This window comes from Pseudomonas sp. ZT5P21 (assembly GCF_054897785.1).
This window is the reverse complement of sequence record NZ_CM142705.1, coordinates 1,306,921-1,331,487: the sequence shown is the minus strand read 5'-3', so window position 1 is coordinate 1,331,487 and position 24,567 is coordinate 1,306,921. Positions and strand designations below refer to the sequence as shown.

The window sequence follows — 24,567 nt, the reverse complement described above, 5'->3', positions numbered from 1 at the left end:
GACGCTTAGTTCACCCACACGCGAGCATTACGGAACATACGCATCCACGGTGCGTCTTCGTTCCAGTCTTCCGAACGCCACGAGTTCTGCACGGCGCGGAACACGCGCTCCGGGTGCGGCATCATGATCGTCACGCGACCGTCGCGGCTGGTCAAGCCGGTGATCCCGCGCGGCGAGCCGTTCGGGTTGGCCGGGTAGTTTTCGGTGACCTTGCCGTGGTTGTCGACGAAACGCAGCGCCACGCAACCCGACAGATCGGCTTCCAGAAGTGCCTCTTCGCTTTCGAACTCGGCATGGCCCTCACCGTGTGCGATGGCGATCGGCATGCGCGAACCGGCCATGCCCTGCAGGAAGATCGAGTTCGACTCCTGGACCTGAACCATTGCCACGCGGGCTTCGAACTGCTCGGAACGGTTACGCACGAAGTGCGGCCAGAACTCGCTGCCCGGGATCAGCTCGTGCAGGTTGGACATCATCTGGCAACCGTTGCACACGCCGAGGGTGAAGCTGTCGTTGCGTTCGAAGAAGCCTTGGAAAGCATCGCGAGCACGACTGTTGAACAGCGCGGACTTGGCCCAGCCTTCGCCGGCACCCAGCACGTCGCCATAGGAGAAACCGCCGCACGCCACCAGACCTTTGAACTCGTTCAGGTCGACACGGCCGGCCAGAATGTCGCTCATGTGCACGTCGATCGCGTTGAAACCGGCGCGGTCGAACGCGGCCGCCATTTCCACCTGACCGTTGACGCCCTGCTCACGCAGCACGGCAACCTGTGGGCGGATGCCTTTCTTGATGTAAGGCGCGGCGACATCCTGGTTGACGTCGTAGCTCAGCTTGACGCTCAGGCCCGGGTTGTCTTCTTCCAGCAGCACGTCGAACTCTTGTTCGGCGCAGTCGGCGTTATCGCGCAGACGCTGGATCTGGTAGCTGGTCTCGGCCCACTGACGTTGCAGCAGACGACGCTGACCTTCGAAGACGGTGTCGCCATTAAAGGTGATGTTGATCTCGCCGTTGTTCATCGGCTGACCGACCACCGACACGCAGTCGCCCAGGCCTGCAGCGCTGAACTGCGCGAGGATGTCCGGGGTGGCGTCCTGACGAACCTGAATCACGGCGCCCAGTTCTTCGTTGAACAGGATCGCGGCGATGTCGGCAGAAGTTTCCGCCAGACCGTCGAGGTTCAAGCTCAGACCGCAGTGGCCGGCGAAGGCCATTTCCACAACGCTGGTCAACAGACCACCGTCGGAACGGTCGTGGTAAGCCAGCAGGTGACCGTCGGCGTTGAGGCCCTGGATCACGGCGAAGAAGGCCTTGAGGTCTTCGGCATCATCGACGTCCGGCGCTTGCGAGCCGAGCTTGCCGTGAACCTGGGCCAGGATCGAGGCGCCCATGCGGTTCTGGCCACGGCCCAGATCGATCAGGATCAGGTCGGTGGTGCCCTTGTCCATGCGCAATTCCGGCGTCAGGGTCTGACGAATGTCAGCCACTGGCGCGAAACCGGTCACGATCAGGGACATTGGCGAGGTGACGGTCTTGTCTTCACCGTTGTCGTTCCAGCGCGTGGCCATGGACATGGAGTCCTTGCCCACCGGAATGGTAATGCCCAGATCAGGGCACAGTTCCATGCCGACTGCTTTCACGGTGTCGTACAGGCGCGCGTCTTCACCCGGGTGACCGGCGGCGGACATCCAGTTCGCCGACAGTTTGATGTCGGAGATCTTGTTGATGCGCGACGCAGCGATGTTGGTCAGGGTTTCGCCGATGGCCATGCGGCCCGACGCCGGAGCGTCCAGCAGTGCCAGCGGAGTACGCTCGCCCATGGCCATGGCTTCGCCGGTGTAGACGTCGAAGCTGGTGGCGGTGACGGCAACGTCGGCCACCGGAACCTGCCACGGGCCGACCATCTGGTCACGGGCCACGAGGCCGGTGATGGTGCGGTCGCCGATGGTGATCAGGAAGCTTTTGCTCGCCACGGCCGGGTGATGCAGAACACGTTCGACGCAGTCAGCAATGTCCAGCGTGCTCGGATCGAAATCGTCGCCCAGTTCATTTTCACGAACAGCCGAACGGTGCATACGCGGGGCTTTACCCAGCAGCACTTCCAGCGGCATGTCTACCGGGCTGTTGCCGAAGTGGCTGTCCGTAACAGTAAGCTGCGGCTCGGCAGTGGCTTCACCGACCACGGCGAACGGGCAACGCTCGCGTTCGCAGATCGCCTGGAAGCGTTCGAAGTCCGCAGGCCCCACCGCCAGAACATAGCGTTCCTGGGATTCATTACTCCAGATTTCGTGCGGGGCCATGCCCGGCTCGTCGTTTGGAATGTTGCGCAGTTCGAAGCGGCCGCCACGGTTGCCGTCATTGACCAGTTCCGGGAAGGCGTTGGACAGACCGCCCGCCCCCACATCGTGGATGAAGCTGATCGGGTTTTTGTCGCCCAGTTGCCAGCAACGGTCGATGACTTCCTGACAGCGACGTTCCATCTCAGGGTTTTCACGCTGAACAGAAGCGAAATCCAGGTCAGCCGAGCTGGTGCCGGTGGCCATGGAGGAAGCCGCGCCGCCGCCCAGACCGATCAACATCGCCGGGCCGCCGAGCACGATCAGCTTGGAGCCGACAGTGATCTCGCCTTTCTGTACGTGTTCGGCACGGATGTTACCCATGCCGCCAGCCAGCATGATCGGCTTGTGGTAACCGCGAACTTCGTCGCCACGCGGGGTGGTGATCGATTGTTCGAAGGTACGGAAGTAACCGGTCAGGGCCGGACGACCGAATTCGTTGTTGAACGCGGCGCCACCCAGTGGGCCTTCAATCATGATGTCCAGCGCGGTAACAATGCGCTCAGGCTTGCCGTACGGCACTTCCCACGGCTGTTCGAAGCCCGGGATCTGCAGATTCGATACGGTGAAACCGGTCAGGCCGGCCTTTGGCTTGGCACCACGACCGGTTGCGCCCTCGTCGCGAATCTCGCCACCGGAACCGGTGGACGCACCCGGGAACGGGGCAATCGCGGTCGGGTGGTTATGGGTTTCGACTTTCATCAGGATGTGCACCGGTTCCTGCACCGCGCCGTACTGACGGGTTTCAGGGTCCGGGAAGAAACGGCCGGCAACGTTACCGACGATCACCGAGGCGTTGTCCTTGTAAGCGGACAAAACGCCTTCGCTGTGCATCTGGTAAGTGTTCTTGATCATGCCGAACAGGCTTTTTTCCTGGCTCTGACCGTCGATGTCCCAACTGGCGTTGAAGATCTTGTGACGGCAGTGCTCGGAGTTCGCCTGGGCGAACATCATCAGTTCGATGTCGTGGGGGTTGCGCTTCAAGCCGAGGAAGGCATTGACCAGGTAGTCGATCTCGTCTTCGGCAAGGGCCAGGCCCAGCTCGGTGTTGGCTTTTTCCAGCGCGGCGCGACCGCCGCCCAGCACGTCGATCGCGGTCAGCGGTTTCGGCTCGGCGTGGCTGAACAGGCCGGCGGCCTGTTCGAGGTTGCCGAGTACGATCTGAGTCATGCGATCGTGCAGCGCATCGGAGATCAGCTGCGCGTCGGCGTCGCTGAACTGACCGGCCACATAGAACGCGATGCCGCGCTCCAGGCGCTGGATCTTGCTCAGGCCGCAATTGCGAGCGATGTCGCTGGCTTTACTGGACCACGGCGAGATGGTGCCGAAACGCGGCAACACCAGGAACAGGCGACCGGTCGGCTCTTGTACCGGAACGCTTGGACCGTACTTCAGAAGGCGCGCGAGCACCTGCTGTTCGTCGCCGGTCAGGACGCCGGTCACTTCGGCGAAGTGAGCGAATTCAGCATACAGGCCGCTGACAGCCGGGACCTTCTGGCTCAGTTGCTCAAGGAGTTTGCTGTGGCGAAAGGCAGAAAGGGCAGGAGCGCCGCGCAGGATCAACATCTTCGGGACAGCCTCGGGAAGGGGTGTGCTTTGAGGCCGTGCATTCTAGCCTAAACCGCCCGCGACATCACCCGAAACGGTACGCACGGCCGCACCCGAACGTCGGGCCGGGAATTCGGGCCTGAAACAGAGGTCCGCCAAGTGTTATTTTTTGTGTCACCAAATACCGTTCGAGCCCATTCCTGCGGGCTTCAGCCTGGTTTTTAGCTCCCTAGCAGACAAGCCCTTCGCTGTCGAGATATGGCGCTCGTGGTCCTTTGCGTATACTGCGCAGATGTTTTCCCCTACGGCTTTGCGTCCGCGGTACGCCAAATGGCTGATCGCAACCGGACTCTTCCTGGTGCTCAGTGGCTGTGTTGATAAACCCAACACGCTCGAGCGCGTAAAGGAGGATGGCGTGCTGCGGGTGGTTACCCGAAACAGCCCCGCCACCTACTTTCAGGATCGCAACGGTGAAACCGGCTTCGAATACGAGCTGGTGAAGCGCTTCGCCGAAGATCTGGGGGTGGAACTCAAGATCGAAACCGCTGACAACCTCGACGACCTGTTCAATCAGGTGGGCAAGCCCAACGGGCCGGTGATCGCTGCGGCCGGTCTGGTCAGCAGTGAAGCGCGCAAGAAGCAGGTGCGGTTCTCCCACACCTATCTGGAAGTCACCCCGCAAGTCATCTATCGCAACGGCCAGTCGCGGCCGACTGATGCAAAAGATCTGGTCGGCAAGAAGATCACGGTGCTCAAGGGCAGCACCCACGCCGGGCAACTGGCGGCGCTGAAACAGAAATTTCCCGGCATTGAATACGAAGAGTCCGACGCCGTTGAAGTCGTCGACCTGCTACGCATGGTGGATGAAGGCCAGATCGATCTGACCCTGGTCGACTCCAACGAAGTGGCGATGAACCAGGTCTATTTCACCAACATTCGGGTCGCCTTTGACCTGGGTGACGCCAGCAACCAGAGCTGGGCCGTGGCCGCCGGCGACGACAACAGCTTGCTCAACGAGATCAACGATTATCTCGACAAGGTGCAGAAAAACGGCACGTTGCAACGCCTGAAAGACCGGTACTACGGTCACGTCGATGTGCTCGGCTACATGGGCGCCACCACCTTCGCCCAGCACTTGCAGCAACGACTGCCCAAGTACGAGCAACACTTCAAGGCCTACGCCAAGAAAGAGAAAGTCGACTGGCGCCTGCTGGCGGCCATCGGCTATCAGGAATCCCTTTGGCAGCCCGCTGTCACGTCTAAGACCGGCGTACGCGGCTTGATGATGCTGACCCAGAACACCGCGCAGGCCATGGGTGTGTCCAATCGACTGGACCCCAAACAAAGCATCATGGGCGGCGCCAAGTACCTGGCGTACATAAAGGATCAGTTGGACGAATCGATCCAGGAACCGGATCGCACCTGGTTTGCACTCGCGGCCTACAACGTCGGCGGCGGTCACCTGGATGACGCGCGCAAACTGGCGGCGAAGGAAGGGCTGAACCCGGACAAGTGGCTGGACGTGAAAAAGATCCTGCCGCGCCTGTCGCAGAAACAGTGGTACAGCAAGACGCGCTACGGCTACGCCCGTGGCGGCGAGCCCGTGCATTTTGTAGCGAACATCCGTCGCTACTACGACATCCTGACGTGGGTGACGCAACCGCAGCTCGAAGGCAATCAGGTGGCCGAAGGCAATCTGCATGTACCGGGGGTCGACAAGACCAAGTCGAACCAGGAATCCCCGCAGCTCTGACATCAGACAAAACAAATGTGGGAGCGAGCTTGCTCGCGATAGCGGCCTGACAGTCAACATCTCTGCTGAATTGTAATGACCTCATCGCGAGCAAGCTCGCTCCCACAAATTTTTTGTGTGCGGCTTAGGCTTTTGCGGAGGCCAGAATCAATGCTTTCATTTCAGACACCGCCGACTTGAACCCGACAAACAACGCATGCGCCACCAGCGCATGGCCGATGTTCAGTTCGTTGATGCCCTTGATCGCAGCGACCGCTTCAACGTTGTGATAGTGCAAACCGTGGCCGGCATTGACGATCAGCCCCTGGGCCAGACCAAACGCCACGCCATCCGCCACTCGCTTGAGCTCTTCAGCCACGTCCGTTGGCGTCTCGGCGTCCGCATAACGGCCGGTGTGCAATTCAATCGCTGGGGCACCTACGCGGCGGGACGCTTCGATCTGCCGCTCATCCGCATCGATGAACAGCGACACTTCGCAACCGATCTTCGCCAGGCGATCCACGGCGGCCTTGATCCGCGCCTCCTGCCCTGCCACGTCCAGGCCGCCTTCGGTGGTCAGTTCCTGACGGGTTTCCGGGACCAGGCAAATGTGCGCCGGACGGATGCGCTCGGCGAACGCCATCATTTCTTCAGTGACGCCCATTTCGAAGTTCATGCGGGTTTGCAGCACATCCTTGAGCAGCAGCACGTCACGCTCCTGAATGTGTCGACGGTCTTCGCGAAGGTGCACGGTGATGCCATCAGCGCCCGCCTCTTCCGCGTCCAGTGCGGCCTTGACCGGATCGGGATAGCGAGTGCCCCGGGCCTGACGCAGGGTGGCAACGTGGTCGATGTTCACGCCAAGAAGAATGCGATTGCTGGTGGTCACGGAAGCGCTCCTGAAGAGGGGAAAGTTCGGTGCACAGCATACAGGGAGAATTTACGGCTTTCGAAACAACTCTCGGGAAACCAGCGGTCGCCCGCCCAGATGCACGGCCAGTGCCTGACGCATCAAACGCTTGGCGGCGGACAGTGCACCGGGCGCAGACCAGTCGGCGTCGGCCATGGCCAGCAACTCTGTGCCATGGAACAGACCGGGCTGCAGCAGGTAGACCTGCTCCAGACCGGCGTCCACTTGCAAACGGTAGAGACCGTTCGGGGCAATGGGTTCGCCGTGGATGTCGCTGCTCAATGCGAAGCCGTAACCGAGATCGTCGAGCAAACGCCATTCGAAAGAACGTAGCAAGGGTTCCAGCGGACGACCTTCGGCCAGCGCAAGCAAAGTTGCGGCGTAGTGATCGAAGACAGCGGGATGGGGATCTTCGGATGGCAACAGGCGAATCAGCAACTCGTTGAGATAGAGACCGCTGAACAGCGCTTCGCCGTTGAGCCAGGTCGAAACGCCGGCGCTTTCCATACGCCCGACATTCTTCAACTCCCCACGTCCCCGGAATTCGACTTCCAGCGGCACAAACGGCCGCGCCAGCGTCCCCGCCTTGCCCCGCGCACTGCGCAACACCGCCCGCAGCCGACCTTGCGGCGTGAGGAAATCCACCAGCGCGCTGGTTTCGCGGTAGGCGCGGGAGTGGAGGACGTAGGCGGGTTGGCCGGGGGGAGCTTGAGACATGAAAGTCAGCTTTCTCAAATGAATGAATGCAGCTTTACCAACAACAAAAACTAATGTGGGAGCGAGCTTGCTCGCGATGAGGTCCTGACATTCAACATTGAATGACAGACCGCCATCGCGAGCAAGCTCGCTCCCACAGGGGTTCTCTGGTGTATCAGGAACCGAGACTTACAAGTCGCCGTAACCCAATGAACGCAGCGCGCGCTCATCGTCGGACCAGCCGCCTTTCACTTTCACCCAAAGGTTGAGCATGATCTTGGAGTCGAACAGCAGCTCCATATCCTTGCGCGCCTCGGTGCCGATGCGCTTGATGCGCTCACCCTTGTCGCCAATGATGATTTTCTTCTGGCCATCGCGCTCGACGAGGATCAAGGCATGGATGTGCAGGGTTTTGCCCTGCTGCTTGAACTCTTCGATTTCCACGGTGATCTGGTACGGCAGCTCGGCGCCCATCTGACGCATGATTTTCTCGCGCACCAGTTCGGCGGCGAGGAAACGACTGCTGCGGTCGGTGATCTGGTCTTCCGGGAAGAAGTGATCGTTTTCCGGCAGGTAACCGGCAATCACGCGCTCCAGCGCTTCGAGGTTGTGCCCGTGCTGCGCCGAGATCGGCATGATTTGCGCGTTCGGCAGCTGTTCCTGCAACCAGGTGAGGTGCGGCATCAGCTCGGCTTTGTCTTCGATGCGGTCAGTCTTGTTCAGCGCCACGATCAGTGGGCCGGTCACATACTGGACGCGCTCGAGGACCATCTGGTCTTCGTCGGTCCATTTGGTGCGGTCGACCACGAAGATCACCACGTCGACGTCTTTCAACGCCGCCGACGCAGTCTTGTTCATGTAGCGGTTCAAGGCCTTTTCGCCGCCCTTGTGCATGCCCGGGGTGTCGACGTAGATCGCCTGGACGGCGCCTTCGGTCTTGATGCCCAGCATGTTGTGGCGGGTGGTCTGCGGCTTGCGCGAAGTGATCGCCAGCTTCTGACCGAGGATGTGGTTCAGCAGCGTGGACTTGCCCACGTTGGGACGGCCGACGATGGCAACATAGCCACAGCGTGTTGCGGTTGAATCAGTCATTGCCATTCTCCACACCCAGGGCAATCAGTGCTGCGGCGGCCGCTACCTGTTCGGCAATACGACGACTCACACCCTGACCTCGGCTTTTTTCATTCAGTAAGGTGATTTCACATTCGACGAAAAACGTCCGGCAATGCGGCTCACCCTGGATATCCACCACTTCGTAACGCGGCAGCTCACAACCACGCGATTGCAGAAATTCCTGCAAGCGGGTTTTTGGATCTTTGTTGGTATCGACCAGCGTCAGGCCTTCGAACTCTCCGGCCAGCCAGGCCAGCACGCGCTCACGGGCAACGTCCATGCCGGCGTCCAGGTAGATCGCTCCGATCAGCGCTTCCAGGGCATCGGCCAGAATCGATTCGCGACGAAAACCGCCGCTTTTCAACTCGCCGGAACCCAGACGCAAGTACTCGCCCAGATCGAAACCGCGGGCCAGTACGGCCAGGGTCTCACCTTTTACCAGGCGTGCACGCAATCGCGACAGCTGGCCTTCGCGGGCCAGCGGAAAGCGATCAAACAATGCCTCGCCAGCGACGAAGTTGAGGATGGCATCACCGAGGAATTCCAGGCGTTCGTTGTTGCGCCCGGCAAAGCTGCGGTGAGTCAGGGCCAGGACCATCAGTTCCTGATCCTTGAAGGTGTAGCCGAGCTGACGCTCTAGACGGCTTAAGGAGACGCTCACGGTTTACCCACGCTGAGTTCGTGGCTGGATTCCACTGCCATCGCCTTGGTGCGGCGCAGGCTTGGGACAATTAACGCTGTGTTCAAAAATTACGTCCTGGATATCATGTTTTCATGCGTCTGGTGCCGATTGTGGCGGTTCCAGAAATGCATTCGGCGCTGTGTTCAACAGCGCCGTGTGTGATTACTTGATCAGGCCAACCCGCGAGAAATTCGGCAGGTGACTGAGTTTGGGTTCCGGCCAGCTCATCCAGACTGCGAAGGCCTTGCCGACGATGTTCTTGTCGGGAACCATGCCCAGCAGATCCTTGGGAATGCTCGGATCATCCCAGTAGCGACTGTCGTTCGAGTTGTCGCGGTTGTCGCCCATCATGAAGTAGTGCCCGGCCGGCACGGTCCACGTATGGTCCGGCGAGGCGCGATAGCGGCTCATTTCCTTGCGGATCAGGTGTTCGGCGGCGCCGAGTTTTTCCTTGTAGAGCTCGGCGCTGCCCAGCGTGCCCGGCTCGGAACCGACCAACTGCTCGGCAATCGAAGCACCGTTGACGAACAGACGCTTGTCCGCGGTGTAGCGAATCTGGTCGCCCGGCAGGCCGACCACACGCTTGATGTAGTTGACGTTCGGATCGCTTGGGTAGCGGAAGACCATCACGTCGCCGCGTTGCGGATCACCGACTTCGATGACTTTCTTGTCGATCACCGGCAGGCGGATCCCGTAAGAAAATTTGTTCACCAGAATGAAGTCGCCGACATCCAGGGTCGGTTTCATCGAGCCGGAAGGAATCTGGAACGGTTCCACCAGGAACGAACGCAGCACCAGCACGATGAACAACACCGGGAAGAACGACTTGCCGTATTCGACCAGCAACGGCTCTTTGTTCAGTTTTTCGACCACCACCCCGTCAGGCTGGCTGACGCTGCCCTGATAGGAGGCGATGGCGGCACGCCGACGTGGCGCCAGGAAAACCAGATCGAGCAACGCCAACAGGCCGCAGACGAACACGGCGATGACCAGCAACAGCGGGAAATTTAGTGACATAGGACCTAGCTATCCAACCTGAGCACTGCAAGGAAGGCTTCTTGTGGAATTTCCACGTTGCCGACTTGCTTCATGCGTTTCTTACCGGCCTTTTGCTTTTCCAACAGCTTGCGCTTACGGCTAACGTCACCGCCGTAGCATTTGGCCAATACGTTCTTTCTGAGTGCCTTGACCGAAGTCCGCGCAATGATCTGCCCGCCGATGGCGGCCTGGATCGCAACGTCGAACATCTGCCGTGGAATCAGTTCTTTCATCTTCTCGGTCAACTGGCGACCTTTGTAATGCGCATTGTCGCGGTGCACGATCAGCGCCAGGGCGTCGACCTTGTCACCGTTGATCAGCACATCCAGTTTCACCAGATTAGCCGATTGATAACGATCGAAATGGTAATCCAGCGAAGCATAGCCGCGGCTGGTGGATTTCAGTCGGTCGAAGAAGTCCAGGACCACTTCGTTCATCGGCAAATCGTAGGTCACCTGGACCTGAGTACCGAGGAACAGCATGTCGTGCTGCACGCCACGCTTCTCGATACACAGGGTAATAACGTTGCCCAGATGCTCTTGCGGCACAAGGATATTGGCCCGCACGATCGGTTCACGCATGTCTTCGATCGAAGACAGGTCGGGAAGCTTCGACGGGTTATCGACGTAAATCGTTTCACCGGTTTTCAGCAACAGCTCGAAAATGACCGTCGGTGCCGTGGTGATCAGGTCCAGGTCGTACTCACGCTCCAGGCGCTCCTGGATGATTTCCATGTGCAGCATGCCGAGGAACCCGCAACGGAAGCCGAAGCCCAAGGCGTCGGAGCTTTCCGGGGTGTACTGCAGGGACGAATCGTTGAGCGTGAGCTTTTGCAGGGCTTCACGGAAATCTTCGAAATCGTCGGAGCTGACCGGGAACAGACCGGCGTAGACCTGCGGCTGAATGCGTTTGAAGCCGGGCAGCACGTCAACGTCCGGCGTGGAACTCAAGGTCAGGGTGTCACCGACCGGTGCACCGTGAATGTCCTTGATGCCGGCAATGATGAAGCCCACTTCGCCGGCCTTCAGGTCAACGGTGGCGGTGTGTTTCGGGTTGAATACACCGACGCTGTCCACCAGGTGGATCTTGCCGGTGGATTTGACCAGGATCTTGTCGCCCTTCTTCACGCGACCGTGGCGCACGCGTACCAGGGAAACAACGCCCAGGTAGTTGTCAAACCAGGAGTCGATGATCAACGCTTGCAGCGGATCCTCGATGTTGCCGGTCGGCGCAGGAATGGTATGAACCAGACGCTCGAGCACTTCGTCGACGCCCAGGCCGGTCTTGGCCGAGCACTCGACTGCGTCGGTGGCATCGATACCGATGATTTTTTCGATTTCTTCCTTGACGCGCTCCGGATCGGCCTGCGGCAGGTCGATCTTGTTCAGGACCGGCATGACTTCCAGGCCCTGCTCGATCGCTGTGTAGCAGTTGGCGACCGATTGCGCTTCCACGCCCTGACCGGCATCGACTACCAGCAACGCACCTTCACAGGCCGCCAGCGACCGGCTGACTTCGTAGGTGAAGTCAACGTGGCCCGGGGTGTCAATGAAGTTCAACTGGTATTTGATGCCGTCGCGAGCGGTGTAATACAGGGTGACGCTGTGGGCCTTGATGGTGATCCCGCGCTCACGTTCCAGGTCCATGGAGTCCAGCACCTGGGCTTCCATTTCGCGCTCGGCAAGGCCGCCGCACATCTGGATGAAGCGGTCGGCCAGCGTCGACTTGCCATGGTCAATGTGGGCGATGATGGAGAAATTGCGGATATGACTCAAATCACTCACGGATCAACACTCAAAAAGGCTGCAGGCATAGCCCGCCGAAAAATAGCCGGGAATTGTACCTGATCCACGGCGCGAGCGTCACGTTCGCAGGTCAGACGGCACCTACAAAAAACGCCCCGGTCTTGCGACAGGGGCGTTTTTTATCCGCTACGACGTCGGGAAATACCCGATATCAACCGGCGCGGCGCAGTAACCAGACCCCGGCCAGGGCGCACACACCCGCCGGCACCAGCACCGCAAACAACGGCGAGAAACCGAACACCAGGCTCGAAGGCCCCAGCAGATCCTGGACGATGCGGAAGGTGAAGCCCACCAGCACGCCGGTGAATACCCGCTGACCGAGGGTGACCGAACGCAGCGGACCAAAAATGAAGGAAATCGCCATCAGTACCAGGGCGGCAGTGACCAGCGGTTGCAACACTTTGACCCAAAATGCCAGCCAGTACCGGCCATTGTTCAGCCCCTGATCCGCCAGGTAATGGATGTAACCCCACAGACCAGTGATCGACAGCGAATCGGGCGACATCACCACAGTGCTGAGCAATTGCGGGCTCAGCGCCACGTCCCAGCGCTCGACCGGCGCTGTCACCACTTCGGTGCTCTTGTCATGGAACAGCGTGGTCGTGACATCGCTCAACTGCCAGTGATCCTTATCGAACTCCGCGCGCTTGGCGAAGCTCGAGGACAGGATGTGCCGCTGATCGTCGAAGCGATAACGGGTCACGCCGTACAGCAGACCATTGGGCTGCACCGAGTTGACGTGGATGAACTCGTCACCCTGACGGTGCCACAGGCCATGCTTGGCACTCTGCGCATCGCCGCTGCCCTGGGCCAGCGAGCGATTGGCCTGTGCCGTGCTTTCGGTTGCCGGCGCTACGTACTCGCCAATCAGCACACCCACCACCATCAGGATCAGCATCGGCTTCATCACTGCCCAGACAATTCGACCGACCGACACGCCCGCAGCACGCATGATGGTCAGTTCGCTGTGGCTGGCCAGACTGCCGAGGCCGATCAAGCAGCCGATCAGCGCCGCCATCGGCAGCATGTCGTAGAGACGACGCGGCGCCGTCAGCAGGACGTAGCTCAACACATCGACCAAGGTGTAGGTATCAGTGACATCACCCATTTCGTCGATGAAGGCAAACAGTGTGGCCAGACCGAGGATAATCCCCAGTACCGCCAGGATCGCGACGAATACGCTGCTGCCGATGTAGCGATCGAGCTTAACCACGGGCCACCTCCAGCGCGCTACGGCGGCTTGCCCGCTTCAACTGCAAGGGTTCCCAATAGAGCAAGCCCAGGCCGATGGCCAGGAAAATCCCATGAACCCACCACAGGCCCAGCGCGGGCGGGATCTTGCCCTTTTCGAGGGCGCCACGAGCGGCAATCAGGATGCTCAGGTAAGCCATATAAAGAAGAATCGCCGGCAGCAACTTGAGGAAACGGCCCTGGCGCGGATTGACCCGCGACAGCGGCACCGCCATCAAGGTCACGATGAAGACCAGCAACGGTAACGACAGACGCCATTGCAGTTCGGTGCGGGAACGGAGGTCGTCGCTGCCGAACAAGGAACTCGTGGTCATCGCGTCACGGTCGGTGACTTCGTCGCTGACATCCGGCTTGGGCAGCAACACGCCGTACTCTTCGTACTTGATAGCACGGTAGTCAGCCTGCCCGGGATTACCGTCGTAGCGATAGCCATTGTCGAGAATCAGGTAGCGGTTACCGTCCGGGCGGATTTCCTGACGGCCCGTCTCGGCCACCAGTACGGAAATCCCGCGGTCCTTCTTGTCGGACGAGATGTTCTTTTGCGAAATGAACACGCCACCGAGGTGGATACGGTCATCCGACAACGTTTCGGTGTAGGTCACCCGGGTTCCGTCACGCAGCGCCTGGAAGCGACCCGGCTCCAGGGTATCGAACTCGGTCAGGGCGTCCTGTTTGTTCAGCAGCAACTGGAACTGATTGGCCCCTTGGGGCGCCAGGCTCAGGCTCAGCCAGGCCACTACGAGCGCAACCAGCGTGGCCGGAAACAGCGTCATGGTGAACAGACGTTGCTGGCTCATGCCGGTGGCCGACAGCACAGTCATTTCGCTTTCAAGGTACAGGCGACCGTAGGCCAGCAGAATCCCGAGGAACAGACCCAGCGGCAGGATCAGTTGCAGGAAGCCCGGCAGGCGAAAGCCCATGATCAGGAACAGCGAACCCGGATCCAGAAGGCCGGCAGCCGCCTGGGCGAGGTATTTGATGAAGCGTCCGCTCATGATGATGACCAGCAGCACGGCGCTGACGGCGCTCAAGGTCAACAGGACTTCGCGGGACAGATAACGGAAGACAATCAAACCAGACACTCCAGGTTTGTCAGGCTAAGGCGGCCAAACAAGCAAACGTATCAGGCAGCGCTGTAGGACAGAGCCGCCGAAAAAGTTGGCGCATTATCCTGTGATTGGGTGCGCCTGTCACTGCGCAATGCGGCGTAGGAGTAGCCGGTCGACGCTCGATTGCTCGCGATGGTCGTTAACGAGAACGCGGGGAGCCAGACACCCGCGGCGGTCTCCGGTTCTTCGCGAGCAAGCTCGCTCCTACAATCGTTCAGTCCAGGGTTGTCAGGCTCGGGGCCCGAGGTTCAAACTGCGGCCTTTGTCGCAAGCCGTGACTTGCGTCCTCCTATCTATAAGCACTCGCGTGCTGACCCATCATTCAGGGACCCGGACATGGAACTGGTTGTAAAGAGCGTTAACCCGGAAACGTTGAAGACCGGCACGTTGGTGGTCGCCGTCGGCGAAGGCCGCAAGCTCGGTGCCGTGGCCAAACAACTCGACGATCTGAGCGGCGGCGCGATCAGCGCGGTGCTCAAGCGCGGCGACCTGGCCGGCAAAGTCGGGCAGAGCCTGCTGCTGCACAGCCTGCCGAACCTGAAAGCCGAACGCGTGCTGCTCGTGGGCGTGGGCAAGGACGAAGAACTGGGCGACCGCCCGTTCCGTAAAATCATCACTGGCATCCTCAACACCCTTAAAGGCCTGGGCGGCAGCGATGCCGTGCTGGCGCTGGACGAAGTCGTGATCAAAGGTCGCGACAGCTACGGCAAAACCCGTCTGCTGGCGGAAACCCTGGTGGACGGCGAATATTCCTTCGATCAGTTCAAGAGCCAGAAAGCCGAGCCTCGCGCGCTGAAGAAAGTCACCCTGGTGACCATCAAGGCCGCCCAGGCTGAAGTCGAGCGCGCCGTTGCCCACGCCACCGCGATTGCCAACGGCATGGCGTTTACCCGCGACCTGGGCAATCTGCCGCCGAACATCTGCCACCCGACGTTCCTCGGCGAACAAGCAAAGAACCTCGGTAAAGAATTCAAAACCCTGAAAGTCGAAGTCCTTGATGAGAAGAAGATCAAGGAATTGGGCATGGGCTCGTTCTACGCCGTCGGTCAGGGCAGCGCCCAGCCGCCGCGCCTGATCGTCATGCAGTACAACGGCGGCAAGAAAACCGAGAAGCCGTACGCGCTGGTCGGCAAAGGCATCACCTTCGACACCGGCGGCATCAGCCTGAAGCCCGGCGCCGGCATGGACGAAATGAAGTACGACATGGGCGGCGCAGCCAGTGTGTTCGGTACCTTGCGCGCCGTGCTCGAACTGAAACTGCCGATCAATCTGGTGTGCATCCTCGCCTGCGCCGAGAACATGCCGAGCGGCAACGCTTCGCGCCCGGGCGACATCGTCACCACCATGAGCGGCCAGACCGTGGAAATCCTCAACACTGACGCCGAAGGCCGTCTGGTGTTGTGCGACGCCCTGACCTACTCCGAGCGCTTCAAGCCACAAGCCGTGATCGACATCGCGACCCTGACCGGCGCCTGCGTGGTTGCACTGGGGTCCCACACTTCAGGCCTGCTCGGCAACAACGACGAACTGATCGGCCAACTGCTGAGCGCCGGCAAAGCTGCCGACGACCGCGCCTGGCAACTGCCGCTGTTCGATGAGTATCAGGAGCAGCTGGACAGCCCGTTCGCCGACATCGCCAACATCGGCGGCCCGAAAGCCGGCACCATCACCGCCGCCTGCTTCCTGTCGCGCTTCACCAAGAACCTGAACTGGGCGCATCTGGACATCGCCGGCACGGCGTGGACCAGTGGCGGCAAGGACAAGGGCGCCACTGGCCGTCCGGTTCCGCTGCTGACCCAATACCTGCTGGACCGCGCCAAAGCCTGAAACCGATGACCTCGGGCGTCGTCACTTTCGGGTGACGCCGCTCCAGGCTCAGGAAACGCAATGACCAAAGTCGATTTCTATATCCTGCCCAGCGCCGATCCTTCGGCGCGGCTGGATTTCGCCTGCAAGCTCACCGAGAAAGCCTGGCGCATGGGCCACCGCATTTACCTGCATTGCAGCGATGCCGCGCAGCGTGACGATCTCGATGCGCGCCTGTGGGCGTTCAAGGGCGAAAGTTTCGTGCCCCACGGCCCCGCTGAAAGCGAACCGGAAAGCTTGATTGTCCTGGGCCTTGGCATTGACTGCGGTCAGCACCAGGATTTGCTGGTCAACCTGGACCTGAAAGTCCCGGCCTTTGCCAACCAATTCGCCCGGGTGGCGGAAGTGGTGGTGGAAGATCCGGCGATACGCGCGGCGGCGCGGGAGAGTTTCCGTTTCTACCGCGAACAGGGCTATCCTCTGCAAGATCACCGTTTACAGCGACTCTGAGCCTTACGATGGACACTCCAAAACCGCTGCAAAAGTCCGCGCACCTGCTGGATGACCTTGAGTCGATCCGCCAATTGCTCGGCGATGACAACCTGCAACCACCGCTGCTGACCGACACGGTCGAGGACGGTGACCAGGAACAGATTCCGATGTTGTTCGACACGGTTAGCGCGTCTCAGCCAACCGTCGAACCGACTCCACCCGCCGCGGCCACCCCGCCAGCAGCCACCCCCGGCAACAATCCCGACGACCTGTTGCACCTGGACAGCGAACTGCGCGCCGCCGCGCAATTGATCATGCAAGACGTGATCGACGACTTCGCCCCGCACATCGAAACCGAAATCAAACGCCGCCTCAGCGCGCGACTGGAACGGTTGTTGAGTCAGTACAACGACTGAACGACTGTGAGTGCGGGCTTTTGTGGCGAGGGGATTTATCGGAACGCCGCACCGCACCGTTGGGTCGCGAAGCGGCCCCAGCATTTCATTCGCGATATGCATTTACAGGGTTGACGCCTGCTGCGCAGCCGAACGGGGATAAATCCCCTCACCACAAAAGCCCAGCCCCACAAAACCCCACCCCCACAATTTGCCCTGCGCCCTGTCCGCCCCCGCTCGCCCTGCGCCCCATGCCCCGCTATACTCGTCGGCTTTTCCTGAATTAATGCCAATAGGGTCCCGCCGCGCATGGATAAGACCTACCAGCCGCACGCCATTGAAACTTCCTGGTACAACACTTGGGAGTCTGAGAATTACTTCGCCCCGCAAGGCGCGGGCGAGTCCTACACCATCATGATCCCGCCGCCGAACGTCACCGGCAGCCTGCACATGGGTCACGGCTTCAACAATGCGATCATGGACGCCCTGATCCGTTTCCGCCGCATGCAGGGTCGCAACACCTTATGGCAACCGGGCACCGACCACGCCGGTATCGCCACGCAAATGCTGGTGGAGCGTCAACTCGAAGCTCTGGGTCAGAATCGTCACGATCTGGGCCGTGAAAAATTCCTCGAGAAAGTCTGGGAATGGAAGGATCAGTCCGGCGGCAACATCAGCCGTCAGATCCGCCGCCTCGGCTCGTCCGTGGACTGGGGCCGCGAGCGCTTCACCATGGACGACGGCCTCTCGGAAGCCGTTAAAGAAGCGTTCGTGCGCCTGCACGAAGACGGTCTGATCTATCGCGGCAAGCGTCTGGTCAACTGGGACACCAAGTTGCACACGGCGATTTCCGACCTCGAAGTGGAAAACCACGACGAAAAAGGTTTCCTGTGGAACCTGAAATACCCGCTGGCCGACGGCGCCAAGACCGCCGAAGGCAATGATTACCTGATCGTCGCGACTACTCGCCCGGAAACCATGCTCGGCGACGCCGCCGTGGCCGTTAACCCGAACGATGAACGCTACCAGGCCCTGATCGGCAAATTTGTCGAGCTGCCGCTGGTCGGCCGCCGCATCCCGATCATCGCTGACGATTACTGCGATCCTGAATTCGGCACCGGTTGCGTGAAAATCACCCCGGCCCACGATTTCAACGACTACGAAGTCGGCAAGCGCCACAACCTGCCGCTGCTGAACATCTTTGACAAAAACGCCGCCGTGTTGCCGGCCTGTCAGGTGTTCAACCTTGACGGCACGCTCAACGAAAGCATCGACGGCAAGATACCGGCTGAATACGTCGGGCTTGATCGCTTCGAAGCGCGCAAGCAGATCGTTGCTGCATTCGATGCTGCCGACCTGCTGGTCAGCGTCAACGATCACGCCTTGAAAGTGCCGAAAGGCGACCGTTCCGGCACCATCATCGAGCCGTGGCTGACCGACCAGTGGTACGTGTCCACCAAGCCGTTGGCCGAGCCTGCGATTGCCGCCGTTGAAGACGGCCGTATCCAGTTCGTGCCGAAACAATACGAAAACATGTACTTCTCGTGGATGCGAGACATCCAGGATTGGTGCATCAGCCGTCAGTTGTGGTGGGGCCACCGGATTCCGGCCTGGTACGACGAGTCGGGCAAAGTCTACGTCGGTCGCGACGAAGCCGAAGTACGTGCCAAAAACAACCTCGGTCCGGACGTTGCGCTGCAACAGGACAACGATGTTCTCGACACGTGGTTCAGTTCAGGTCTGTGGACCTTCTCCACCCTTGGCTGGCCTGAGCAAACCGAATTCCTGAAGAAATTCCACTCCACCGACGTGCTGGTCACCGGCTTCGACATCATTTTCTTCTGGGTTGCCCGGATGATCATGCTCACCATGCATTTGGTGAAAAACGAAGACGGCACGCCGCAGGTTCCGTTCAAGACTGTTTATGTGCACGGTCTGGTACGCGATGGCCAAGGCCAGAAGATGTCCAAGTCCAAGGGCAACGTCCTGGACCCGCTGGACATCATCGACGGCATCGAGCTGGAAGATCTGGTACAGAAACGCACTTCCGGCATGATGCAGCCGAAACTGGCGAAGAAGATCGAAAAGCAGACTCGCGACGAATTCGCCGATGGCATCGCCAGCTACGGCACCGACGCCCTGCGCTTCACCTTCTGCTCGCTGGCGTCCACCGGTCGCGACATCAAGTTCGACATGGGCCGCGTCGAAGGCTATCGCAACTTCTGCAACAAAATCTGGAACGCCGCGCGTTATGTGCTGGACAAGGGCGAAGACTGCGGCCAGAACGGTGAAGCCTACGAACTTTCCCTGGCCGATCGCTGGATCATCTCGCAGCTGCAACGCACCGAAGCCGAAGTGACCCGTCAACTCGATCAGTTCCGCTTCGACCTCGCGGCGCAAGCCTTGTACGAGTTCATCTGGAACCAGTATTGCGACTGGTACCTGGAACTGTCCAAGCCTGTGCTGTGGGACGAAAACGCGCCGGTTGAACGTCAGCGCGGTACCCGTCGCACGCTGGTTCGCGTACTGGAAGTCGCGCTGCGTCTGGCGCACCCGTTCATGCCGTTCATCACTGAAGAGATCTGGCAGCGCATCGCGCCGCTGGCCGGCATCGAAGGCAAGACGATCATGCTGCAACCTTGGCCAGTGGCCAATGAAGAGCGCATCGATCCGGCCGCCGAGAACGATATCGAGTGGCTCAAGGAGCTGATGCTCGGTACGCGCAACATTCGTGGCGAAATGAACATCGGTCCGGGCAAGCCACTGAACCTGTTCCTGAAAAACGTCAGCGCCGAAGATCAGCGTCGTCTCACCGAGAACGAAGCGCTGCTGAAGAAACTGGCTCGTCTTGAATCGATCACCGTTCTGGCTGCCGGCGAAGAAGCACCGCTGTCCGCCACCGCGCTGGTGGGTGAGATGGAAGTGCTGGTGCCGATGGCCGGCCTGATCGACAAGGACGCCGAACTGGCGCGCCTGGACAAGGAAATCCTGCGTCTGCAGGGCGAAGTCCAGCGCGTGGGCGGTAAATTGTCCAACGCCGGTTTCGTTGACAAGGCCCCGGCCGAAGTCATCGAGAAGGAACGCGCCAAGCTAGCCGAAGCCGAACAGGCGTTGGGCAAGCTGGCCGAGCAGCATGCGCGGATTGCCAGTTTGTAACGGCAGATCGCAATGAAAGAGGGAGGCCAAACGGCCTCCCTTTTTTGTGCCCGCCACTTTCCCCCAAACACCAAAAATCCCCTTGTGGGAGCGGGCTTGCTCGCGAGAGCGGCGTGTCAGTCAGCATTGAAGTTGACTGACACACCGCTTTCGCGAGCAAGCCCGCTCCCACAGGTATTGGGTTCACAAGGCCAGGATGTGGGACAATGCCCGCCACTTTCAGCCATACCCGAATCGACCACGCCCATGACCGCCCCCCGCACACCCAAACCTGCGCGCAAGAAGCCCGACTCCGCCACCCCGGCCAAAGCCGTGGAACCGCGCGAAAAGGCCAGCCTGCACCCGCGCAATCGCCATCAGGGTCGTTACGACTTCCCGGCGCTGATCAAAACCACGCCGGAACTGGCCAAGTTCGTGATCATCAACCCGTACGGCAAGGAAAGCATCGACTTCGCCAGCCCGGACGCGGTGCGGGTATTCAACCGGGCGCTGCTCAAGTCGTTCTATGGCATCGCCCATTGGGACATTCCGGCCGACTACCTCTGCCCGCCGGTGCCGGGCCGTGCCGATTACGTGCACTTCCTCGCTGACCTGCTAGCCAGCGTCAACGACGGCGAAATCCCGCGCGGCGCGCCGGTCAAGGTGCTCGATATCGGCATGGGCGCGAACTGCGTCTATCCGTTGATCGGTTACAGCGACTACCGCTGGCACTTCCTCGGTTCGGAAATCGACCCGACGGCCGTGGCCGCCGCCAAAGCCATCGTCCAGTCCAACGGGCTGAACAAAGCCATTCAGTTGCGCCAGCAAAGCAATCCAAAACACATCTTGCTGGGCTTGCTTGAGCCCGGCGAACGCTTCGACCTGACTATGTGCAACCCGCCGTTCCACGCTTCGATGGACGAAGCGACCAAAGGCAGCGAGCGCAAATGGCGCGCGCTGGGCCGCGCCGACCCGAAACGCAAACTGCCGGTGCTGAACTTTGGCGGCCAGTCGGCTGAACTGTGGTGTGAAGGTGGCGAAGCAAGATTCGTGACGCAGCTGATCGCCGAGAGCGCGCACTTTCAGCACAAAGTGCTGTGGTTCAGCACCTTGGTCTCGAAAGCCTCGAACCTGCCAGCGATCCAGACGGCGCTGAAAAAGGCCGGCGTACTGGAAAGCCAGGTGGTGGAAATGTCTCAGGGTCAGAAGCAAAGCCGCTTCGTCGCCTGGACCTTCCAGACCAAATCCGAGCAGCAGGTATGGCGCGAGCGCTGGGCGCGTAAAAGCTGATTTACGGACCCTGTGGGAGCGAGCTTGCTCGCGATGGCGGCCTGTCAGTCAACACTTCTGCTGAATGTTATGACCTCATCGCGAGCAAGCTCGCTCCCACTTGGGTTCGGCGGTGTTTGCGGGTCAGTCGTTGAATCGCACGCACAAAAAAGCCGTGCCCGGATCGCTCCGGAGCACGGCTTTTTTACTGCGTCTTACTTGTTAACAGCGTCGGTCAGGCCTTTGGCCACAACCAGCTTGATAACTTTCTTGGCAGCGATTTCGATGGCAGCGCCAGTCGAAGGGTTACGGCCGGTACGGGCAGGACGCTCAGTCACTTTCAGTTTGCCGATACCTGGCAGAGTGATTTCGCCGCCGTTTTCCAGCTGATCGGCAACGATTTGGCCCAGTTGGTCCAGAGCATTACGCGCGGTGGTTTTTGGCGCGTCGATAGCTTCAGCGATGTCGGCGATCAGTTGGTCTTTAGTAAGAGCCATGTAGTGTTCCTTCCCTATCAAATTCATATGGATTGCAGAGTGCAGTGTCAGCCATCGAGCCCGATCTTCTGGATCTGGCACCCTCGGCCAATAACCACGGGATCGGGGTTATAGATACCGAAATCAGGGTTTGGTTCGACCTGACAAATGCTGAATGCACGCTTAACGCAGTGACTTCGCGTAAGACCGGGCAAAACTAGCACAGAGACGGGGAAATATCCGCCTCTAGCTACCCATTTGGTCAGCTTTATTGCTCTAAAACAGGAAAAAACTGCATAAGCGCTTCAGGACGCCTGCGAATAGCCCTTCGCACCACGCCAAAACCAGTGGTTGCGGTACACTTGGCACTTTTTGGGGGAGCACGCCCTCCTCTCATCAATCAGCCGAGAAGCCCATGCCGATCCGTCATTGCATCGTCCACCTGATCGACAAAAAACCCGACGGCACGCCCGCAGTTCTTCATGCTCGCGACTCGGAACTGGCCGAGTCGAGCGCCATCGAGAACATGCTGGCCGACCTCAACGAGAGCTACAACGCCAAACAAGGCAAGGCCTGGGGTTTCTTCCATGCCGAGTCCGGGGCACACCCGTTCAGCGGCTGGCTGAAGGAATACCTCGATGGCGGCAAGGATTTCACCGCGTTCAGCCGCGTGGCGGTGGAACACCTGCAAAAACTGATGGAAGAGTCGAACCTCTCTGTGGGCGGCCACGTGCTGTTTGCCCATTATCAGCAGGGCATGACCGATTACCTGGCCATCGCGCTGCTGCACCACAGCGAAGGCGTTGCCGTGACCGATCAGCTGGACGTGACGCCGTCCCGCCACCTCGACCTCGGCCAATTGCACCTCGCAACGCGGATCAACGTCTCCGAGTGGCAAAACAACAAACAATCCAAGCAGTACATTTCGTTCATCAAAGGCAAGAACGGGAAGAAGGTTTCGGAGTATTTCCGCGACTTCATCGGCTGTCAGGAAGGCGTCGACGGCCCGGGCGAAACCCGCACGCTGCTCAAGGCGTTCAGTGACTTCGTCGAAAGCGAAGACCTGCCGGAAGAGTCCGCCCGCGAGAAAACCAAGACCTTGGTGGATTACGCCAGCAGCCAGGCAAAAATGGGCGAACCCATGGGCCTGGAAGAACTCTCGGAGCTGATCGATGAAGAACGCCCGAAGGCCTTCTACGATCACATCCGCAACAAGGACTACGGCCTGTCGCCGGAGATTCCGGCAGATAAACGAACGCTGAACCAGTTCCGCCGCTTCACCGGTCGCGCTGAAGGCTTGTCCATCAGCTTCGAAGCGCACCTGCTGGGCTCGAAAATCGAATACGACGAAGAGGCCGGCACGCTGATCATCAAAGGCCTGCCGACGCAGCTGACCGATCAGCTCAAGCGGCGCAACTGATGCTCGGCAGCGTGCTGAAGAAATGCCTGCTGGTCGTGCTGGTGGTCGTGGTCTATCAGAACTGGGGCAAGATCGAGCGGGTGTTTAACCCTTCGCAGGTGGTGTCCGGGCAGACCCAGGCCAAAGCCAATGTCGTGCTCTACGCCACCGAGTGGTGTGGTTACTGCAAATTGACGCGGCGCTTTCTCGATCAGAAAGGCATTCCGTACCAGGAATTCGATATCGAGAACGATGCCGAAGCGCGCAAGGCTTATGAAGCGCTGGGTGGCGGCGGGATTCCGATCATCGATGTGAACGGGACGCTGATTCGCGGGTATGACCCGGATGCGATCCTCGCTGCCCTGAAATAACTGATCAAGCTCACACAATCCCTGTGGCGAGGGAGCTTGCTCCCTCGCCACAGGTGGGTGCATCAGCGCTTCTCGATCCGGAAACCAAACCGCGGAAAGTGCACATGCACCACGCCGCTCCGCTCGTCTTCTCGGCGCAGAATCAACTCCTCACGCCCGGCAAACAGCAACTCCCCGGCCACCGGATCAACGCCGTAATCGGTCGCGGCGATGACCACCTGCTGACCTTCCTCAAAACCATTCGGCTCATCGAACTGCTCGTCCGGCAATGTTGCAGGCGTGGCATTGCGCGCCACTTCCAGCGCCTCTATCGATGTCATCTCGCTGGATGCGCCATGACCAAAACCCAACACCCGCGCATGCCAGGCAGCCACCGCCGGGTAGGCATCAACCAACCGCGCGGTCACCGGCGTCGCCTTCAGGAACCACAAACAATGGGCCAATGCAAAATCGGCAATCGACGGCTCGCCAAACAGGAAGTCGCCCTGCTCGCGCTGAAGCTGCTGCTCCAGACGCGCCATGATCGTCGGCCATTGATGCCTTGCTTGCTCAGCTGACAACTTTGTAGCGCTGCCTCCACTGAACAACCCGGCGCGATCCGCCAGGAATGCCTTGATCGCTTCCGGCGGCAAACTGCCGAAACGCACGGCGATCGATTCCGGCTGAAACACCAGGCTCACAGCGTGCTGGAACACCACCGAATCAGCCCAGGCAGCGAAGGTCGCGGCGATCATTTCCTGACCTTCCGGGAAGAACGCCGGCAAGGCTTTTTCCTGTTCCAGTCGACGGGCGATCAATGAGGTGTCGCAATAGATGTCCGCGCCAATTTGCAACACCGGGGTCTTGCGGTAACCGCCGGTCAACGCCGTCAGATCGGGTTTCGGCATCACCGGCGAGATCTTCACCGAGCGCCAGGACAACCCCTTGAAGCCCAGCAAAAGGCGGGCCTTTTCGGCAAATGGGGACGTCGGGTAATGATGAAGAATCAACTCGGACATGTCGGC

At 60.0% G+C, this 24,567-nt stretch carries 19 protein-coding genes; 8 read left to right on the top strand and 11 right to left on the bottom strand.

Annotation, left to right across the window (positions count from 1 at the left end; translation table 11 throughout):
- Nucleotides 1–5 precede the first annotated feature (5 nt).
- The gene (gene purL / locus ACYZT9_RS06080) at nt 6–3,902 is read right to left on the bottom strand and encodes a phosphoribosylformylglycinamidine synthase (RefSeq protein ID WP_462008994.1); all 3,897 of its coding nucleotides are present in this window, start codon (nt 3,900–3,902) and stop codon (nt 6–8) included.
- A 274-nt stretch (nt 3,903–4,176) separates the two neighbouring features.
- Between purL and mltF the strand changes: the two genes are divergently transcribed.
- The gene (gene mltF / locus ACYZT9_RS06075) at nt 4,177–5,637 is read left to right on the top strand and encodes a membrane-bound lytic murein transglycosylase MltF (RefSeq protein WP_462008993.1); all 1,461 of its coding nucleotides are present in this window, start codon (nt 4,177–4,179) and stop codon (nt 5,635–5,637) included.
- A gap of 124 nt (nt 5,638–5,761) precedes the next feature.
- On the opposite strand, the gene pdxJ is transcribed toward mltF, so the two are convergent.
- From pdxJ to lptF, 8 genes are all read right to left on the bottom strand, one after another.
- The gene (pdxJ, locus tag ACYZT9_RS06070; protein ID WP_462008992.1) at nt 5,762–6,505 is read right to left on the bottom strand and encodes a pyridoxine 5'-phosphate synthase; all 744 of its coding nucleotides are present in this window, start codon (nt 6,503–6,505) and stop codon (nt 5,762–5,764) included.
- A gap of 51 nt (nt 6,506–6,556) precedes the next feature.
- On the bottom strand, nt 6,557–7,243 hold the full coding sequence (recO, locus tag ACYZT9_RS06065) for a DNA repair protein RecO (RefSeq protein WP_462008991.1): 687 nt from the start codon (nt 7,241–7,243) through the stop codon (nt 6,557–6,559).
- A 168-nt stretch (nt 7,244–7,411) separates the two neighbouring features.
- Nucleotides 7,412–8,314 carry a GTPase Era gene (era, locus tag ACYZT9_RS06060; RefSeq protein WP_007944847.1) on the bottom strand — a complete coding sequence of 301 codons (903 nt, stop codon included), beginning with the start codon at nt 8,312–8,314 and terminating at the stop codon, nt 7,412–7,414.
- Nucleotides 8,307–8,996 carry a ribonuclease III gene (rnc, locus tag ACYZT9_RS06055; RefSeq protein ID WP_017340629.1) on the bottom strand — a complete coding sequence of 230 codons (690 nt, stop codon included), beginning with the start codon at nt 8,994–8,996 and terminating at the stop codon, nt 8,307–8,309. Before rnc ends, era begins: the two co-directional genes overlap by 8 nt.
- 183 nt (nt 8,997–9,179) lie before the next feature.
- Nucleotides 9,180–10,034 carry a signal peptidase I gene (lepB, locus tag ACYZT9_RS06050; protein WP_462008990.1) on the bottom strand — a complete coding sequence of 285 codons (855 nt, stop codon included), beginning with the start codon at nt 10,032–10,034 and terminating at the stop codon, nt 9,180–9,182.
- A gap of 5 nt (nt 10,035–10,039) precedes the next feature.
- A complete protein-coding gene (gene lepA, locus ACYZT9_RS06045; protein WP_462008989.1) occupies nt 10,040–11,839 on the bottom strand; it encodes a translation elongation factor 4 in 1,800 nt (599 codons plus the stop codon).
- 172 nt (nt 11,840–12,011) lie between these two features.
- Nucleotides 12,012–13,073, bottom strand: a complete 1,062-nt coding sequence (gene lptG, locus ACYZT9_RS06040; protein WP_462008988.1) for an LPS export ABC transporter permease LptG — start codon at nt 13,071–13,073, stop codon at nt 12,012–12,014.
- Nucleotides 13,066–14,184 carry an LPS export ABC transporter permease LptF gene (gene lptF, locus ACYZT9_RS06035; protein ID WP_462008987.1) on the bottom strand — a complete coding sequence of 373 codons (1,119 nt, stop codon included), beginning with the start codon at nt 14,182–14,184 and terminating at the stop codon, nt 13,066–13,068. The genes lptG and lptF overlap by 8 nt, the downstream gene beginning before the upstream one ends.
- Nucleotides 14,185–14,556: 372 nt before the next feature.
- Between lptF and ACYZT9_RS06030 the strand changes: the two genes are divergently transcribed.
- The 5 genes from ACYZT9_RS06030 to rlmF all read left to right on the top strand — a co-directional run bounded on the left by ACYZT9_RS06030 (nt 14,557) and on the right by rlmF (nt 21,338).
- Nucleotides 14,557–16,047 (top strand): leucyl aminopeptidase, encoded by a 1,491-nt coding sequence (locus ACYZT9_RS06030; RefSeq protein WP_462008986.1) that lies wholly within the window; start codon nt 14,557–14,559, stop codon nt 16,045–16,047.
- Nucleotides 16,048–16,107: 60 nt separating this feature from the next.
- Entirely contained in the window at nt 16,108–16,536 is a 429-nt protein-coding gene (locus ACYZT9_RS06025) for a DNA polymerase III subunit chi (protein WP_462008985.1), read from the top strand.
- Nucleotides 16,537–16,544: 8 nt separating this feature from the next.
- The gene (locus ACYZT9_RS06020; RefSeq protein WP_462008984.1) at nt 16,545–16,934 is read left to right on the top strand and encodes a DNA polymerase III subunit chi; all 390 of its coding nucleotides are present in this window, start codon (nt 16,545–16,547) and stop codon (nt 16,932–16,934) included.
- A 288-nt stretch (nt 16,935–17,222) separates the two neighbouring features.
- Nucleotides 17,223–20,069 carry a valine--tRNA ligase gene (locus ACYZT9_RS06015; protein WP_462008983.1) on the top strand — a complete coding sequence of 949 codons (2,847 nt, stop codon included), beginning with the start codon at nt 17,223–17,225 and terminating at the stop codon, nt 20,067–20,069.
- Between the two features lie 246 nt (nt 20,070–20,315).
- Nucleotides 20,316–21,338, top strand: a complete 1,023-nt coding sequence (rlmF, locus tag ACYZT9_RS06010; RefSeq protein ID WP_461953346.1) for a 23S rRNA (adenine(1618)-N(6))-methyltransferase RlmF — start codon at nt 20,316–20,318, stop codon at nt 21,336–21,338.
- 194 nt (nt 21,339–21,532) lie between these two features.
- On the opposite strand, the gene ACYZT9_RS06005 is transcribed toward rlmF, so the two are convergent.
- Nucleotides 21,533–21,814: an HU family DNA-binding protein gene (locus ACYZT9_RS06005; protein WP_007905514.1), complete on the bottom strand. Its 282-nt coding sequence runs from the start codon at nt 21,812–21,814 to the stop codon at nt 21,533–21,535.
- A 394-nt stretch (nt 21,815–22,208) separates the two neighbouring features.
- Between ACYZT9_RS06005 and yejK the strand changes: the two genes are divergently transcribed.
- Nucleotides 22,209–23,213, top strand: a complete 1,005-nt coding sequence (yejK, locus tag ACYZT9_RS06000; RefSeq protein WP_462008982.1) for a nucleoid-associated protein YejK — start codon at nt 22,209–22,211, stop codon at nt 23,211–23,213.
- Nucleotides 23,213–23,563: a glutaredoxin family protein gene (locus tag ACYZT9_RS05995; RefSeq protein ID WP_462008981.1), complete on the top strand. Its 351-nt coding sequence runs from the start codon at nt 23,213–23,215 to the stop codon at nt 23,561–23,563. Before yejK ends, ACYZT9_RS05995 begins: the two co-directional genes overlap by 1 nt.
- Nucleotides 23,564–23,625: 62 nt before the next feature.
- Here the strand turns inward: ACYZT9_RS05995 and ACYZT9_RS05990 are convergent, their stop codons facing one another.
- Nucleotides 23,626–24,561, bottom strand: a complete 936-nt coding sequence (locus ACYZT9_RS05990; protein WP_462008980.1) for a glutathione S-transferase family protein — start codon at nt 24,559–24,561, stop codon at nt 23,626–23,628.
- Nucleotides 24,562–24,567: the final 6 nt, after the last annotated feature.

What these genes read in the sequence shown, in the direction of transcription:
- ACYZT9_RS06025 (WP_462008985.1), top strand. Translation starts at nt 16,108, where the DNA reads ATGACCAAAGTCGATTTCTATATCCTGCCCAGCGCCGATCCTTCGGCG.
- ACYZT9_RS06015 (WP_462008983.1), top strand. Translation starts at nt 17,223, where the DNA reads ATGGATAAGACCTACCAGCCGCACGCCATTGAAACTTCCTGGTACAAC.
- era (WP_007944847.1), bottom strand. Translation starts at nt 8,314, where the DNA reads ATGACTGATTCAACCGCAACACGCTGTGGCTATGTTGCCATCGTCGGC.
- recO (WP_462008991.1), bottom strand. Translation starts at nt 7,243, where the DNA reads ATGTCTCAAGCTCCCCCCGGCCAACCCGCCTACGTCCTCCACTCCCGC.
- ACYZT9_RS06030 (WP_462008986.1), top strand. Translation starts at nt 14,557, where the DNA reads ATGGAACTGGTTGTAAAGAGCGTTAACCCGGAAACGTTGAAGACCGGC.
- ACYZT9_RS06005 (WP_007905514.1), bottom strand. Translation starts at nt 21,814, where the DNA reads ATGGCTCTTACTAAAGACCAACTGATCGCCGACATCGCTGAAGCTATC.
- ACYZT9_RS05990 (WP_462008980.1), bottom strand. Translation starts at nt 24,561, where the DNA reads ATGTCCGAGTTGATTCTTCATCATTACCCGACGTCCCCATTTGCCGAA.
- rlmF (WP_461953346.1), top strand. Translation starts at nt 20,316, where the DNA reads ATGACCGCCCCCCGCACACCCAAACCTGCGCGCAAGAAGCCCGACTCC.
- yejK (WP_462008982.1), top strand. Translation starts at nt 22,209, where the DNA reads ATGCCGATCCGTCATTGCATCGTCCACCTGATCGACAAAAAACCCGAC.
- mltF (WP_462008993.1), top strand. Translation starts at nt 4,177, where the DNA reads ATGTTTTCCCCTACGGCTTTGCGTCCGCGGTACGCCAAATGGCTGATC.
- ACYZT9_RS06020 (WP_462008984.1), top strand. Translation starts at nt 16,545, where the DNA reads ATGGACACTCCAAAACCGCTGCAAAAGTCCGCGCACCTGCTGGATGAC.
- ACYZT9_RS05995 (WP_462008981.1), top strand. Translation starts at nt 23,213, where the DNA reads ATGCTCGGCAGCGTGCTGAAGAAATGCCTGCTGGTCGTGCTGGTGGTC.
- purL (WP_462008994.1), bottom strand. Translation starts at nt 3,902, where the DNA reads ATGTTGATCCTGCGCGGCGCTCCTGCCCTTTCTGCCTTTCGCCACAGC.
- lepB (WP_462008990.1), bottom strand. Translation starts at nt 10,034, where the DNA reads ATGTCACTAAATTTCCCGCTGTTGCTGGTCATCGCCGTGTTCGTCTGC.